Annotated in this window: 13 protein-coding genes; 6 read left to right on the plus strand and 7 right to left on the minus strand. The window is 44.1% G+C overall.

Going from position 1 to position 16,151, the window contains the following annotated elements:
- Positions 1-158 precede the first annotated feature (158 nt).
- Together recA and MP3633_RS14880 are read right to left on the minus strand one after the other, a co-directional pair.
- On the minus strand, positions 159-1,232 hold the full coding sequence (gene recA / locus MP3633_RS14875; protein WP_204359637.1) for a recombinase RecA: 1,074 nt from the start codon (positions 1,230-1,232) through the stop codon (positions 159-161).
- A 93-nt stretch (positions 1,233-1,325) separates the two neighbouring features.
- On the minus strand, positions 1,326-1,820 hold the full coding sequence (locus MP3633_RS14880) for a CinA family protein (RefSeq protein ID WP_176336111.1): 495 nt from the start codon (positions 1,818-1,820) through the stop codon (positions 1,326-1,328).
- A gap of 79 nt (positions 1,821-1,899) precedes the next feature.
- Here MP3633_RS14880 and mutS point away from each other — a divergent pair, with 79 nt between their 5' ends.
- The gene (gene mutS, locus MP3633_RS14885; protein ID WP_176336112.1) at positions 1,900-4,530 is read left to right on the plus strand and encodes a DNA mismatch repair protein MutS; all 2,631 of its coding nucleotides are present in this window, start codon (positions 1,900-1,902) and stop codon (positions 4,528-4,530) included.
- Positions 4,531-4,663: 133 nt separating this feature from the next.
- Positions 4,664-4,987, plus strand: a complete 324-nt coding sequence (gene fdxA, locus MP3633_RS14890) for a ferredoxin FdxA (protein ID WP_112140874.1) — start codon at positions 4,664-4,666, stop codon at positions 4,985-4,987.
- A 537-nt stretch (positions 4,988-5,524) separates the two neighbouring features.
- On the opposite strand, the gene MP3633_RS14895 is transcribed toward fdxA, so the two are convergent.
- Positions 5,525-6,745, minus strand: coding sequence for an EAL and HDOD domain-containing protein (locus MP3633_RS14895; RefSeq protein WP_176336113.1), 1,221 nt, complete (start codon positions 6,743-6,745; stop codon positions 5,525-5,527).
- A 148-nt stretch (positions 6,746-6,893) separates the two neighbouring features.
- Between MP3633_RS14895 and ilvD the strand changes: the two genes are divergently transcribed.
- The 3 genes from ilvD (at position 6,894) to MP3633_RS14910 (ending at position 10,923) form a co-directional block, all read left to right on the plus strand.
- Entirely contained in the window at positions 6,894-8,738 is a 1,845-nt protein-coding gene (gene ilvD / locus MP3633_RS14900) for a dihydroxy-acid dehydratase (RefSeq protein WP_176336114.1), read from the plus strand.
- A gap of 90 nt (positions 8,739-8,828) precedes the next feature.
- A complete protein-coding gene (locus MP3633_RS14905) occupies positions 8,829-9,671 on the plus strand; it encodes a 23S rRNA (adenine(2030)-N(6))-methyltransferase RlmJ (RefSeq protein WP_176336115.1) in 843 nt (280 codons plus the stop codon).
- Positions 9,672-9,699: 28 nt separating this feature from the next.
- Positions 9,700-10,923 (plus strand): sensor domain-containing diguanylate cyclase, encoded by a 1,224-nt coding sequence (locus tag MP3633_RS14910; protein WP_176336116.1) that lies wholly within the window; start codon positions 9,700-9,702, stop codon positions 10,921-10,923.
- A gap of 65 nt (positions 10,924-10,988) precedes the next feature.
- Here the strand turns inward: MP3633_RS14910 and MP3633_RS14915 are convergent, their stop codons facing one another.
- Both MP3633_RS14915 and MP3633_RS14920 read right to left on the minus strand, forming a co-directional pair.
- The gene (locus tag MP3633_RS14915) at positions 10,989-11,417 is read right to left on the minus strand and encodes a secondary thiamine-phosphate synthase enzyme YjbQ (protein ID WP_176336117.1); all 429 of its coding nucleotides are present in this window, start codon (positions 11,415-11,417) and stop codon (positions 10,989-10,991) included.
- Positions 11,418-11,422: 5 nt separating this feature from the next.
- Positions 11,423-11,932: a dihydrofolate reductase gene (locus MP3633_RS14920; RefSeq protein WP_176336118.1), complete on the minus strand. Its 510-nt coding sequence runs from the start codon at positions 11,930-11,932 to the stop codon at positions 11,423-11,425.
- 172 nt (positions 11,933-12,104) lie between these two features.
- Between MP3633_RS14920 and MP3633_RS14925 the strand changes: the two genes are divergently transcribed.
- The gene (locus MP3633_RS14925) at positions 12,105-12,956 is read left to right on the plus strand and encodes a thymidylate synthase (RefSeq protein WP_176336119.1); all 852 of its coding nucleotides are present in this window, start codon (positions 12,105-12,107) and stop codon (positions 12,954-12,956) included.
- A gap of 61 nt (positions 12,957-13,017) precedes the next feature.
- Here the strand turns inward: MP3633_RS14925 and lgt are convergent, their stop codons facing one another.
- Positions 13,018-13,815, minus strand: a complete 798-nt coding sequence (gene lgt, locus MP3633_RS14930) for a prolipoprotein diacylglyceryl transferase (protein ID WP_176336120.1) — start codon at positions 13,813-13,815, stop codon at positions 13,018-13,020.
- Between the two features lie 27 nt (positions 13,816-13,842).
- Positions 13,843-16,131 carry a phosphoenolpyruvate--protein phosphotransferase gene (gene ptsP, locus MP3633_RS14935; RefSeq protein WP_176336121.1) on the minus strand — a complete coding sequence of 763 codons (2,289 nt, stop codon included), beginning with the start codon at positions 16,129-16,131 and terminating at the stop codon, positions 13,843-13,845.
- Between the last annotated feature and the right edge of the window lie 20 nt (positions 16,132-16,151).

Genomic DNA, 16,151 nt, shown 5'->3' on the forward strand with positions numbered 1-16,151 from the left:
CTGCAACAAGGTCTCTAAAAATAAACAATAATAGAAGGATATATCTCAAGAAACCATCAAACCACATTTTAAAACGCATTTACCACAAAAACAAAAAAAGCAGGCACAAGACCTGCTTTTCAAAAAAACTAAGTTTTTTGTAAACGATACGTTTCGTTTTAGAAGTCGAGCGACTCTTCAGTCTCTTCTTCTACAACAGCGGTTTTAGCGTCTACCTTGCCCTCGGGTTTGGTTTTCTTAGGCAATAGATCTTCACGTACTTTAGCTTCAATCTCTTTCGCCATGTCCGGATTATCCGATAAATATTGTGCGGCGTTAGCTTTACCCTGACCAATTTTGTTACCAGCATAAGCGTACCAAGCACCGGCTTTATCTACAAAGCCTTGCTTAACACCTAAGTCGATAATCTCACCCATGCGGTAAATACCTGCACCGTAGTGAATTTGGAACTCTGCTTGTTTAAATGGCGGTGCAATTTTGTTTTTCACCACTTTCACGCGCGTTTCGTTACCGATCACTTCTTCACCCTGCTTAACCGATCCGATACGACGAATATCCAAACGAACAGAAGAATAGAATTTAAGCGCATTACCACCGGTGGTGGTTTCGGGTGAACCAAACATGACACCAATTTTCATACGAATTTGGTTGATGAAGATAACAAGACAGTTAGCATTCTTGATAGAACCTGTTAATTTACGCATTGCTTGTGATAACAAGCGAGCTTGAACACCAACAGAAGAGCTACCCATTTCGCCTTCAATTTCTGACTTAGGAACAAGCGCGGCTACCGAGTCAATGATGATCACATCAACACTGTTTGAGCGGACTAACATGTCCACAATTTCAAGTGCTTGTTCACCCGTGTCTGGTTGCGAGATCAGTAGATCCGCAATATTAACGCCAAGCTTTTCTGCATAAGAAGGGTCAAGCGCGTGCTCCGCATCAATAAATGCACAGGTTTTGCCTTGCTTCTGAGCTTCTGCAATAACACTTAAGGTTAATGTTGTTTTACCTGAAGACTCTGGTCCATAAATTTCACAGATACGACCATAAGGAAGTCCACCAGCACCGAGCGCAATATCCAGACCTAACGATCCAGTAGAAACAGTATCAATATCGAGCTTAGCGCCTTCGCCCATCTTCATGATGGCGCCTTTACCAAATTGACGCTCGATTTGAGACAGCGCTGCGTCCAGCGCCTTTTTCTTGTTGTCTGCGATAGATGACATAATGGAATCCTTGTGGCTAATTTTCGTTGGGGTAACTCTAGCGTTTTTTTTTGAGAAGCTCAAGAAATACTGTATATAAAAACAGTATTATTTTTAAAGATTATTAAGCATCTCTTTTATTCCTTGAAGAGCCGCTAAAACAGTTGCTTCTCTGATAGCTTGTCGATTTCCCGGAAAATGATAACGCGTTACTTTGACGGGTCGCCCAGTTAACTGCCAACCAATATAAACACAGCCAACCGGCTTTTCTGGCGAGCCGCCCGACGGACCAGCAACACCACTAACCGCAACCGATAGGTCACCACCTAGTTGTAAAGCGCCAGCACACATTTCCTTCACCGTTTGCTCTGAAACAGCACCAAAGACCGATAAAGTCTCCGCTTTTACAGATAAACCCTGCATTTTTGCTTCATTCGCGTAGCTAATTACGCCACCAAAAAACCATGATGAGCTGCCCTCTACGTCGGTACATACGGCACCGATAAGACCACCAGTACACGATTCTGCGGTCACTAATAAAAGGTTTTTTGCCTTTAACATCTCGCCAACTTGGTCGGCTGACTGTGTCATTTTTTGCATCTGATTCATTATGTTTATCCCTTAAATCCTGAGCCAATATCCCGTAGAATAACGCTCTATTTTTTGGATCACAATCGAGCATCGCAAAATGAGCAAAGTAACAGAAGATAACCATACACCGATGATGCGCCAATACTTCGGCCTTAAATCTGAGCATCCAAACCAATTGTTATTTTACAGAATGGGAGATTTCTACGAGATTTTCTATGACGATGCCAAACGTGCCTCTCAATTGCTTGATATTACACTCACATCCCGTGGTCATTCTGGCGGTAAACCTATTCCAATGGCGGGCATTCCTTATCACGCTGCCGAGAACTACATTGCTCGCCTCGTTCGCATGGGTGAATCGGTTGTGATTGCAGAACAAACTGGCGACCCAGCCACCAGCAAAGGACCTGTTGAGAGAAAAATTGCTCGCATCGTCACGCCAGGTACCATTAGTGACGAGGCATTTCTGGAAGAAAAGCGCGAAAATCTACTATTGTCTCTTGCTCATCAATCTCGCAAAGGTCTCGATGTTTTTGGTTTCTCTTACCTCGATATGGCCAGTGGCCGTTTTTGCCTGTTTGAAGTCGATGGTCATGAAGCACTTGCCAGCGAATTACAGCGTTTATCGCCTATGGAGATTTTAGTCTCTGAAGACTTCCCTGCACGAGATAGGTTAAAACTTGAGAAAGGTGTCTCAGAGCTTGGTCCTTGGCATTTTGATTATGAATCCAGCTACCGCCAATTGATTCAGCAATTTAACACCAAAGACTTATCTGGTTTTGGTTGTGAAGCCCTCACCGCTGCTATCGCGTCAGCTGGCGCATTACTTCAATACGCCAAAGACACTCAGCGCTCGGCGTTACCACATATTCAATCCATCATGGTTGAGCATAAAGATGACTCAGTATTAATAGATGGCGCCACTCGACGTAATTTGGAAATCGACATAAACTTAACCGGTGGCACGACGAACACCGTGGTTGAAGTGTTAGACGAATGTGCCACGCCGATGGGCAGTCGTTTATTGAAGCGCTGGTTGCACACGCCGATCCGTGACTTAAACGAAATTCAATCACGCCAGCAAGTGGTTGCAGAATTACAAATAAAACAAGCTTACGATACGCTTAAAACGCCATTGAAAAAAATTGGAGATTTAGAACGTATACTTTCACGCGTCGCCTTACGCTCAGCCCGACCTAGAGATTTACTGCGTCTAAAGTTTGCTCTCGAAGCCATACCTGAGATCAATATTTTATTAGAAGGCGCCACAACGGAACGACTCTTAGAGCTAAACCAGCGCATTCTCGCTCAGCCAGACATCACCAAAACATTGACTCAAGCACTGGTTGAAAATCCTCCTTCTGTGGTTCGCGATGGTGGTATTTTCGCAAAAGGTTACGACGACGAATTGGACGAACTCCTATCCTTATCCACCAACGCGACGGATTTTTTAGCGGAAATGGAGCGCAGCGAAAAAGCACGCACTGGCATTAGCTCACTAAAAGTCGGGTTTAACCGTGTTCATGGTTATTACATTGAAATCAGTCGTCTACACTCAGACCAGGCACCGGTGGAATACATTCGTCGTCAGACCTTAAAAAATGCTGAGCGTTTCATTACACCTGAACTGAAAATATTTGAAGACAAAGCGCTCAGCGCCAAGTCCAAATCACTCGCAAGAGAAAAAGAGCTTTACGAAGGACTATTAGATCGACTCAATGAAACATTAAGGGAATTACAGACCACCAGCCAAGCGCTCGCTCAGCTTGATGTGATGAATAATTTTGCAGAACGTGCCGATGTTTTGAATTTCGTCTGCCCAGAATTACACAACCGTGGCGGCATTCAAATCATTGGTGGCCGTCACCCTGTAGTGGAAGCTGTCATCTCCGAACCTTTCGTTCCCAATGATCTTGAACTCAATGAAAAACGCTCTTTGTTGATGATTACCGGCCCTAACATGGGCGGTAAATCGACCTACATGCGACAAATCGCCTTAATCACCTTATTAGCACACACTGGTTGTTTTGTTCCCGCTGAATCCGCTTCGATCTCCGTGGTGGATCGTATATTTACTCGCATGGGGTCATCAGACGATCTTGCTGGTGGACGCTCGACCTTTATGGTTGAAATGACAGAAACCGCCAACATCTTAAATAATGCCAGCAAAGACAGCTTAGTATTAATGGATGAGGTCGGACGAGGCACCAGTACATTCGATGGGCTATCTCTGGCTTGGGCAGCGGTGGATTATCTCGCTAAAGAACTAAAATGCTACGTTCTGTTTGCAACGCATTATTTTGAACTGACAGCCTTAGCGGACCAACTCGACAATGCGGCCAACGTTCATCTAACCGCCACAGAGTACGAGGATGAAATCATCTTCCTTCATAAAGTACATGAAGGCCCTGCAAGCCAATCATATGGGCTACAAGTTGCTCAACTTGCCGGTGTACCACGCGGTGTCATAAGCCACGCCAAACAAAAACTAAAAGAACTGGAAGTGGTTACTGGCATTAATATCGAAGACACAGCACTTTATGCCAATACAGGGTCGCGCTCGACCAAAGTACAAGAAAACAAAACGAGCTATCAGCCACAACAAGTCGACATGTTTGCCCAAGCAGAACAAAATGCATTAAAAAATGCGGTTGAAGCACTTGATTTGGATAACATGACACCACTAGAAGCGATTAATGCTCTTTACAAACTAAAATCTCAGTTGTAGTTGATATAAGCTGCTGTCGATATAAGCTAATAGCAGATAAATGTAGGTTATTCGCGATTGTTGCTTGCTGCGAAATGGCCTATACCTCTAAAATAGTGCGCAATCATTTTTATAGCTTGTAAGGAGAAGTCGAATGGCTTTCATCGTTACCGATAACTGCATTCGCTGCAAATACACCGACTGTGTTGAAGTTTGTCCTGTTGACTGCTTCTACGAAGGCCCTAATTTTTTAGTCATCAATCCAGATGAATGCATTGACTGTGCACTATGCGAACCAGAATGCCCAGCAAATGCCATCTTCTCTGAAGACGAATTGCCGGAAGATCAAGAAGTATTTGTAGAGTTAAACAGAGACCTATCTTTGATATGGCCCAACATTGCAGAGAAAAAAGACGCACTACCTGATGCAGCACAATGGGATGGTGTGGAAGACAAGCTGGAACATTTAGAACGTTAATTTGATGTACTTGAATGTATAAGGAAGCGACCAATGTGTCGCTTTTTTTGTATCTGGTAGATTTGCAGTTTAAGACAAAAACAAAAAAAAGGGTGGCTTTTGGCCACCCTACATTTTGCTCACATCCTGTTAAGCAACTCTTCCGATAAGTAAAACATCACTGTTTGCTTCATCATGAAGCATCCAAACAATCCTTATTACATGGTGCCTTCCATCGAACCACGGTATCCCTTTGAACAATCCTTTGTTCTCGAACATCCAAGTTCGATCCTAAATACCTTCACTGGTATCTTATTCAGCACATCATGCGCTTTTCATCCATGAAATCCGTTTGGATAAGCTTAAATTTACCAGCTTTAGTCTGCTTTTCAAAATTGACAAAAGAAAGGATGAGATATATTTTTTCTTTATTTATCAAATAGATAAACTTAAATCACAACAGTAAGTTATATTTGATCACATAACAAACGGAGAAAGCCTACAGGCGTGTAAGATATAGACTACAAGCACTCAAGATTCAGTACCGATGTTAACGCCTCATATCGCAACAAGAAACTCATCTACCCATTTAACAGCACTCAAATAGGTTATTTTCAGATCCTCAAAATCTTGCTGGTTTTTAATGATTCGACCATTATTATAATATTCCACCAAATCAAGAGCATTCCCCACTCGACCAGAGCGATACATAATGGCATTAATAAACTCATTGGGCAGAGGCAGCTCTCCAAGTACTTCATCCAGCTTCATTCCTGTACACACATCAATCATAGACAACATTCCAGCTAAAAAATATTTGTCTTGATTATCGTACCCTCGGTTTTTGGCAAACAATTCTGCATGCTTAGCCCGCACCATAATTTGCTCAAGCAGCACGTGCCTATCACCAACCATTTCGGACATTAGCAATAAATTAGTCAGTGATTTAAGCTGCTCAACGCCAATCAACATAATGGCTAAACGAACGGAATCTACTGATGCAACCAGACCGGTCAAAGGAGAATTCAGATAACGCAGTAGCTTATGCACAAGCCCAGCATCTTGACTAACAATTCTCTCCAGCTCATCCACACTAAATGAGGAAGTATTCAATAATGACGACATAATTTGCAGGAGCGTCATGCTGTTTACTTTGGAGGTTTTGCTGGTTATGACTTCTGGCCTTTCAAAAAAGTAACCTTGAAAGTATTCCACACCCAACAATCGGCAAAATTGATAATCTTCCCATGTCTCTACTTTCTGAGCGATGATTTTGACGTTGAAGCCTCTTAGCGCTTCAACTTGTTGATGAAATTTTTCATTGCCTAACGTTAGCATATCCAATTTAACGTATTCGGCCAGATCAATAAAAGGCGTTAATTTACTGTGAAAAACGAAATCATCTAATGCAATAGAGCAACCGGCCTTAACCCAATGTCGTAAAGACGACAGTAGAATGGCATCAAAGCCTGCGTCTTCCATCACTTCAATAATGAGGTTTTCTTTATGAATAGGCATCCCGTTAGGACTTAATAAATACGCCCTAGGGAAGTTAACAAACGCCTTGTTGGAGCCCACTAAATTTTCCACACCAAACTCAAAAAGACTAGCAGAAATTACTTGAGCGGTCGCTCCCACGCCATCAATTACATCCGCCTGCATAGCGATAGCATTCTTACGGTATAAAAGTTCATATCCCATAACCGAAAGACGACTATCTACAATAGGCTGTCGTGCCAAGGAAATATTAGAGTGAGCTAATAACACATTTTCGTCCATATCATTTCCGCTTAACAACGAGCACCAATAAAGCAACAGTAGCGTATTTTAATAGTGTCTCAATATTGCCTAAAAATTGCCATTGGGCATAGACAATAATCTTGGTAACATGGGTGAGATTATAAAGCAAAAAACTGTGGGGAAAATAATGCCAGTATACCGCTCCAAGACAACTACCTCCGGCCGCAATATGGCAGGAGCTCGTGCGCTATGGCGCGCCACCGGAATGACAGACGATGATTTTCAAAAACCCATCATCGCAGTGGTCAACTCTTTTACACAATTTGTACCCGGCCACGTTCATCTAAAAGATATGGGCCAACTAGTTGCTCGTGAAATTGAAGCTGCAGGTGGTGTAGCGAAAGAGTTCAACACTATTGCAGTCGACGACGGTATCGCAATGGGTCATGACGGTATGCTGTACAGCCTGCCTTCACGTGATTTGATTGCAGACTCAGTGGAATACATGGCTAATGCGCATTGCGCCGATGCTCTCGTATGTATTTCTAACTGTGACAAAATTACACCGGGAATGCTGATGGCGGCAATGCGTCTTAACATTCCTGTTATTTTTGTTTCTGGCGGACCAATGGAAGCCGGCAAGACAAAATTATCCGAAAACAAGCTCGACCTAGTCGATGCCATGGTAATCGCAGCGGACCCAACGGCATCAGATGAGAAAGTGGCCGAGTACGAGCGCTCTGCCTGCCCAACGTGTGGTTCTTGCTCTGGCATGTTTACCGCCAACTCAATGAATTGTCTAACCGAAGCACTAGGACTAAGTTTACCTGGCAACGGCACGACGCTGGCGACACATTCCGACCGTCGCCGTTTATTCTTAGAAGCCGGCCGTCGTATTGTCGACATCACAAAACGTTTCTACGAAAATGATGAAGCCCACTGGGCGCCACGCGCTATTGCGAATTTTAACGCTTTTGAAAACGCGATGACGCTGGACATTGCAATGGGTGGGTCAACCAATACCATTCTTCATCTATTAGCGATCGCTCTTGAAGCTGGCGTAGACTTTACGATGGAAGACATCGACAGATTGTCGCGTCGCGTCCCTCAGTTGTGTAAGGTCGCACCCAACTCGCCTAAATACCATGTTGAGGACGTTCATCGGGCAGGCGGTATTTTTGGCCTGCTAGGCGAGCTAGATCGTGCCGGTCTATTGCACAACCAATGTCATACCGTTCATTCCAAAACATTGGAAGAAGCGCTTGAAACATGGGACATCATGCGTTCACCAACGCCAGAAGTGATTGAATTTTACAAAGCGGGCCCCGCGGGTATTCCAACGCAAACCGCGTTCAGCCAATCGACTCGCTGGCCATCTTTAGACGGAGACCGTAAAGACGGCTGTTTCCGTTCTATTGAAAACGCGTTCTCTTTAGAAGGCGGCTTAGCGGTATTGTACGGAAACATTGCGCTAGATGGCTGTGTTGTAAAAAGCGCCGGCGTAGACGAATCTTGCTTAGTCTTTGAAGGCCCAGCCCACATTACTGAATCGCAAGACGAAGCCGTTAAGAACATTCTTGATGACAAAGTCAAAGCAGGCGAAGTGGTTATCGTGCGATACGAAGGACCCAAAGGCGGCCCAGGCATGCAAGAAATGCTTTACCCGACCTCTTACATTAAATCTAAAGGCCTAGGTCAAGCCTGTGCACTTTTAACGGATGGACGTTTCTCTGGTGGCACTTCCGGCTTGTCTATCGGTCACGTGTCTCCTGAAGCGGGTGCTGGCGGAGCCATCGGATTAGTAGAAAATGGCGATATTATCCGCATCGATATTCCAAACCGTACTATTAACGTATTACTAAGCGACGAAGAACTACAAACTCGCCGTGACGCGATGAATGCAAAAGGCGCAGATGCTTGGAAGCCCGCAGAAACGCGTCCTCGCAAAGTCTCTCCTGCATTGAAAGTGTATGCTCACTTTGTCACCAGTGCAGACAAAGGTGCCGTACGCGACATCAGTAAAATAGACTAATTTTTAAGATAATACGCAAAAGGCCGCTTTGCCATATTAGGCTCGCGGCCTTTTTCATTCATAACGAGATTACTCACGACAGGACACAGCATGCTCAGCTATCGCCATATTTATCATGCAGGCAACCACGCTGATATCTTAAAGCATTTGACGGTAAGTCAAATCTGCCGTCATTTTATAAAGAAAGACGCGCCCTTTTTCTATTTAGATACTCACGCTGGCATTGGTCAATACTCATTAAACTCTGAGCAAGCGCAAAAGAATAAAGAGTTTCACTCCGGCATTGCTCGTCTATTTACCGAAGACAACCTACCAGAGCCTTTAGAAAACCTGTTAGACATTGTTCGGGAAATGAACCCTGAAAACACGCTAAGTCTTTACCCTGGCAGCCCAAAAATTGTTGACTACTACGTACGTCAAAAAGACAAACTACACTTATGCGAGCTACATCCGAACGACTACCCAACGCTGGCCGCGCTGTTCCCAAACAAACGTAAAGCCAATGTCGTCAAAGACGATGGTTTTGCCGCCGTAAAAGCCATGCTACCACCACCACAAAAACGTGGATTTGTTTTAATGGATCCGCCGTATGAAGTCAAAAAAGACTACAAATATGTGGTTCAAGCATTAGAAGATGGCTACAAGCGTTTTCCTCAAGGTACCTTTGCTATTTGGTATCCAGTGTTAAATCGCCAGCAAGCAAACGCCTTTTTGAGTTCAATAAAAACAACGAATATTCGTAATGTACTTTCACTTGAACTCTGCATTAGAAACACAGAAGAAGAGCGTGGAATGGCCGGAAGCGGTATGATCATTGTTAATCCACCTTGGACTCTCGAAAAAGAAGCCCAGGAATTTTTACCAGTTCTAAGCAAACTATTAGCAGAAGACAGCGAGGCGACATATCAAGTTACTTGGATCACGCCAGAATAATCCATCATCATTATAAAGGAGCGCGTTTATGAGTACCCCTTTCGAATTAGCGTTTAAGTACATGCCTACGCCCGCTTTTATAGTGGAGAGCAGTAGCGGAAAATTAGTGTCATATAATCACAACTTTGAAGTCATGTTTGAGAATTTCAACGCAACACCTTCGAATACATGGGAATCTCTTTGTGCGGATGCCACGTCGGTAGAAGATTGGCACAAGCTCAACACCAAGATCCAAAACGGCAGTATTGAACGCTGTGAAAGTTTGATCCGAGTCGGTGACAAGTTAGTAAACATGCAACTTGAGCTGCAGCATCTTGGCGAATCGGTATTAGCTTGCGTTTACAATACCGATCACATGGATTTTTCAGCGGCGGAAAATACGCTACTTAAATTCGCCCTAACCGAGTCATCTGCAGGTTTGTGGATTTGGGAAACGGAATCAGATTTGGTTTCTTGCTCAAAATCCATTGCAACGTTACTGGGGATTCCACAAGAAAAAACACCTCAATCAACCGCGGAATGGCATGCCATTGTTCATCCTGACGACGTTAAAAGATTGGGAGATTTGGTCGATGAACATGTCGCCCACAATCAAGACTACTATGAAGTCGAATACCGAATTCAGAAGAGTGATAAAAGCTATTTGTGGGTCAAAGAACGCGGAAGGACTTACTCTAAAAGAGTCGATGGTAGCATTAAAAAAGTCATCGGATTTGTTGTCGATATTAGTCATCAAAAAGCCCTTGAAGAGCACCTCAGAAACCAAGCTACTTTCGATGAGCTGACTGGTTTGTTAACAAGAGGCGCGGCGCTTACACACTTTAAAAAGCAACTAGGGTTGGCAAAGCGTCAGTATACGCCACTGACCATGGCTAAAATACACCTTGATGCCAACGAACGACTGTCAACACTTTCTATGGAAGCTCGTAACATTGCGATTCAAACCTCGGCTCGACATATCTATAAAAAGATTAGAGAAGCCGATGTACTAGCACGCGTTGAAGGCGATAAATTACTATTACTGCTACCCAATACCAGTGTCAAAGACGCCAAAAAATTGCTTAACCACATTATCAATCCAACCGAAGATGAAAAAACAGTCTTGTTAGAAGGCAATTCAGATCCTATGGATTTTTGTATCGGGATCGCAACCTTCCCAGAAGATGGTGAAACCATTGATGAATTGGCTTTAAGCGCTAACCAGGCGGTTGAAGATGGACAAGCCGAGAGCAAGCAGATCGTCGTTAATTAAAGTCTAAAAAAAACAAACGACATGCTCATCAGTATGTCGCTTGTTACTCTTCTATTGTATTACCTTCATTTACAAGGTTCGCCCTGCAAGGTCAAAACAATACATCTAACACCACCATGGTCTCGATGTTCGCCCAAATAAGCGCCCTGCCAAACCCCTAAGTACAATCTTTTATCTCGAATAGGGATAGTTAAAGATGACCCTAACAGACTTGCCTTAATATGTGCTGGCATATCATCACTTCCTTCATACACATGCTCATAATACGGCTGATTTTCTGGCACCATATGAGAAAAATGACGCTCCATGTCGCGTCTTACTGAAGGATCTGCGTTTTCGTTAATGCTTAAAGACGCGGAAGTATGAAGCAATTGAACATGTAACAAACCAATAGAAACAGGCGACATATTACGTAAAGCAGCCTCAATATGATCGGTGATCAAATGAAAACCACGACGCATCGGCGGTAATTTAATCTCAACTTGCTGCCACATACGGATTACTCTGCGCTGGTTCTTTGATATACCGAGAAACGATAATCGTATGGATTGGGCCCTTCTGCCGCAAACACCTCTTCCCCCATCAAGGTAAAAGACGGCCAATCTACTTCTGGGAAAAACGCGTCGCCTTTTACATCGGCGTCCACATGGGTAATATACAAACGATCAGCACGCTCAAGTGCTAACTGATAAATCTGAGCACCACCAATCACCATGACTTCCTCTTGACCGTTGACCAAGCAAATATCCTCACCGAGAGAGATAGCGTCTTCCAAAGAAGCCACAACATCAATCCCTTCTGCTTGATAAGCGACATCACGACTGATCACAATATTGCGACGGCCCGGCAATGGTTTACCAATAGATTCAAACGTTTTGCGTCCCATCACAATGGGTTTACCCATGGTCGCCTGCTTAAAATATTTCAAATCATTCGGCAAATGCCAAGGCAACGAATTATTAATACCTATGGTTCGGTTGGTAGACATAGCAACAATCAGTGACAACATAGCAAGCACCTTTCTTGTAAGACAGCCTGACTCTTGGGATCAAAGAGTAAGAGCTTCTGATATAATCGATAATAATCATTATACCTATGGCAGCTTAGAATGCATTTCCTAGACACACTTCAGGAGACGCTAAGCACAAGTCGTCGTTCAATACAAAACAAGGTAAGCCTCAATGAAACAATATCTAGACCTTTGCCAGCGCATCGTCAACGAAGGCGAATGGGTAAGCAATGAACGCACTGGTAAACGCTGCTTAACAGTCATTAATGCCGACCTCACCTACGATGTGAGCAAAGGCGAATTTCCGCTCGTCACTACGCGTAAAAGTTTCTGGAAGTCTGCGATTGCGGAAATCATTGGTTATTTAAGAGGTTACGACAACGCCGCCGACTTTCGAGCACTAGGCACTAAAACATGGGACGCAAATGCCAATAAAAATGAGGTTTGGCTAAACAACTCTTACCGCAAAGGCGAAGATGACATGGGGCTTTGCTACGGCGCAATTGGCCGTCATTTCCCAAAACCAGACGGCGGCCACATCGATCTATTAAAACAAATCGTCGATGACCTAACCCGTGGCGTTGATAACCGTGGCGAAATCCTCACCTTTTATCATCCGGGTGCTTTCCATATGGCTTGCCTTCGTCCGTGTCTGTACAGCCATCATTTCTCGCTACTCGGCGACACACTTTACCTAAACAGTACCCAACGCAGCTGTGATGTTCCGCTGGGGCTCAATTTCAATATGGTTCAAGTTTACGTACTCCTCGCCATCGTCGCGCAAATTACAGGCAAAAAAGCAGGCCAAGCGTTCCATAAGATAGTGAACGCACACATCTACGAAGATCAGCTAGAATTGATGCGTGACGTGCAGTTAAAACGCGAGCCTTACCCACTACCAACACTAAAAATCAACCCAGAGATTAAAACACTAAAAGACATAGAAACATGGGTTACCATGGACGATTTTGAAGTGGAAGATTACCAATTTCACGACCCCATCGCCTACCCATTCTCGGTGTAGAAATGCTTAGATATAAAAAAACCAGCCACACGGCTGGTTTTTTTATATCAATTCTAAGGTTTTAATTTTTCGGGAATGTTTTCAACTTGAAGCCTGCGATAATCAAACCGGCACCGACAATAACCATAGGCAAAGACAACAGTTGTCCTTGCGTCAACCAACCAAAAGCAAGGTAACCAATTTGACTGTCTGGTTCGCGCACAAATTCAACTAAGATTCTAAAAATGCCGTAGCAAAGTAGGAACATACCGGAAACACAATAACGAGGTTTTGTTTTTTGAGAAAAGAACCATAAAATGCAAAACAGCGCGACACCTTCTAATGCGAATTGATACAGTTGAGAAGGATGACGAGCAAGTTGTAATGCGTCATTTGGAAAGATCATTGCCCAAGACACGTCTGTTGGCTTGCCCCACAGCTCACCACCAATGAAATTACCTAAACGCCCAGCGCCCAAACCAATAGGAACAAAGGGGGCAATAAAGTCGGTCACATCAACAAGGTGTTTTTTGTAGCGGCGAGAAAAAAGAAGCATGGCAGCAATCACGCCCAGTAAACCACCATGAAAAGACATTCCGCCTTCCCAAATACGCACTATTATGAGTGGGTTATCGATGAACGCAGGAAATTGATAAAATAAAATATAACCGACACGGCCCCCTAAAATGACACCAAGTGCACCATAAAATATGGCATCACTGACCATCTCTGGTGTCCAAAGTCCGTTAGAACACTTAGCTCGATACATGCCGAAAAAGTACGCACCGGCAAAACCAATCAGGTACATAATGCCGTACCAATGCACGGAAATCGGCCCTATAGATACAGCAATAGGATCAATGTCTGGATATGAAATCATAATTTTGTAATGAACCTCAGGTAGATATTAATCCACATTGGTGGTTTTGGATGGGCGTATCAAACGTTCAATATTGGCTTCACGCATGAGTCTTGTCATGGTTTGTGTGACCGCTTCTGCATGAGAAAGTTTCATCACCTCATCAAGCATGTCCTGAGCTTGTTTCATGGATATGTTTCGAATGACCGCCTTCACTTTAGGCAAGCTGGTCGAACTCATGGATAACACCTCGTATCCCATCGCCATTAACAAAATAGCGCCCATTGGATCACCCGCCATTTCACCACACACACTTAATCCAACACCTTCTCCTCTCACCTGATCGACGATGCTAAGCAACGCGCGTAAAACGGATGGATGAAACGAGTTATATAAGTCAGCAACACGAGGATTATTTCGATCTACCGCCAGTAAGTACTGGGTTAGATCGTTCGTTCCGACGGATAAAAAGTCGACCAGTTCAGACAATTCTTTGACTTGATAAACCGCGGCGGGGATTTCTATCATGACACCGACGCGAGGCATTTTAACGTTGTAACCTTCTTCTTTAACCTCTGCATAACCTCGACGAATCAAGGCCAACGCCTCTTCTACTTCCGCCACATTTGAAATCATAGGCAGCATGATCTTCAAGTTATGAAGATCGGCACTGGCTTTTATCATGGCACGAATTTGTGCCATGAAAATTTCCAGATGATCGAGCGTCACTCGTATCCCACGCCAACCTAAGAAAGGGTTTGCCTCATTGATAGGGAAATAAGATAACGCTTTATCACCACCAATATCCAGCGTACGAACGGTTACTGGCGCTGGCGCGAAACCTTCTAACTGTTGGCGATAAATAACAACTTGTTCAGCCTCGGTTGGAAAACGATCCCGCACCATAAAAGGCACTTCCGTTCGGTAAAGACCAATTCCTTCCGCGCCACGATCCAAAGATCGAGCAACATCGGCAGACAACCCCGTGTTTACAAATAAAGATAAACGCTGACCATCCAGAGTTTCACAGGGTAAATCTCGAAGGGCTTCATATTCTTCTTCTAGTTGACGCTCTTCATCCACAATTTGCTGGTAGTTTTCTATCAGCGCTTCAGATGGATAAGTAAATATTTTCCCAAGATAACCATCGACAATAAGATCGACTTTGTCTAATTGGGCATAAGGTAAGTCCAACGCGCCCATGACGGTTGGTATACCCATAGCACGCGCTAAAATTGCCACATGCGAGTTACCAGACCCCATAACGGAAACAAGACCTTTGATCTTATCAATTGGGATTTCACCCAACATCGAAGCCGTCAGCTCCTCACCGATAATGATAGACGGTTCGCTAAAGCGCTCAGCAACATTCGGCGCTTTCTCTTGTAAATGAGACAGTATACGGCGACCAAGATCACGTAGGTCAGACGCGCGTTCTCGTAGGTAAGGGTCATCCATGCGATTAAACTGGGCAATGTGTGCCTGAATAACCTGCCTTAATGCGCCTTGTGCCCAGTTACCCTCTTTGATTTTTCGAACGATTTCGCCAGCAATGGAATTATCATCCAATATTTTAAGGTACACATCGAAAAGCGCTTTTTCATCGACAGAAAGATGTTGGCTAATACGATTGCTAGCACGGCGAATATCGTGTCGAACGGCATCAAGTGCTTGATAAAAATCTTGAATCTCTTCATCAAAATCGGTGGTTCGACGATCCGGAATAACATCCAAATCGGCTGGAGGGAAAATAACAATGCCGCGACCAATCGCAACACCAGAACTACCAGGAACGCCCTTGTAGCGAAAATCAGAGCCACTAGGAATAGTATTAGAGTTTAAACTGGTAATAGCCCCTGTCGCTTCAGCGTGAGCAATAACGCCTGCTAATTGCGCAGACAAGGTAATCAGGAAAGCTTCTTCGCCTTCATCAAAGCGACGCTTGTCTTCATGCTGCACAACCAGCACTCCCAAGACTTGTCGATGATGAATAATAGGCACGCCTAGGAAAGAGCGATAGCGTTCTTCACCTGTGCCGTTTAAATAATGGAACGAAGGGTGAATATGAGCGTCTTCAAGGTTGACAGGTTCTGCTCTTCGACCAACCAAACTGACCAGACCTTCATCTGCCTTTAAGCTAACACTGCCCGCAACATCCGCATTTAAACCGCGGGTTGCCATCAAGACATAATCCTTTGTATTGGCGTCTACTAGGTAAATAGAACACACTTCTGCTCGCATCGCTCTACGAACCCGTCGGACAATAATATCCAACGCAGCCGGTAAAGACTGCGCAGCAGTCACCTCTTGTGTAATACGTCTTAACAAAGCTAGCATAGCGCTCCCATCAATCTACA

The sequence above is a fragment of the Marinomonas primoryensis genome (assembly GCF_013372285.1).
Taxonomy (GTDB): domain Bacteria; phylum Pseudomonadota; class Gammaproteobacteria; order Pseudomonadales; family Marinomonadaceae; genus Marinomonas; species Marinomonas primoryensis.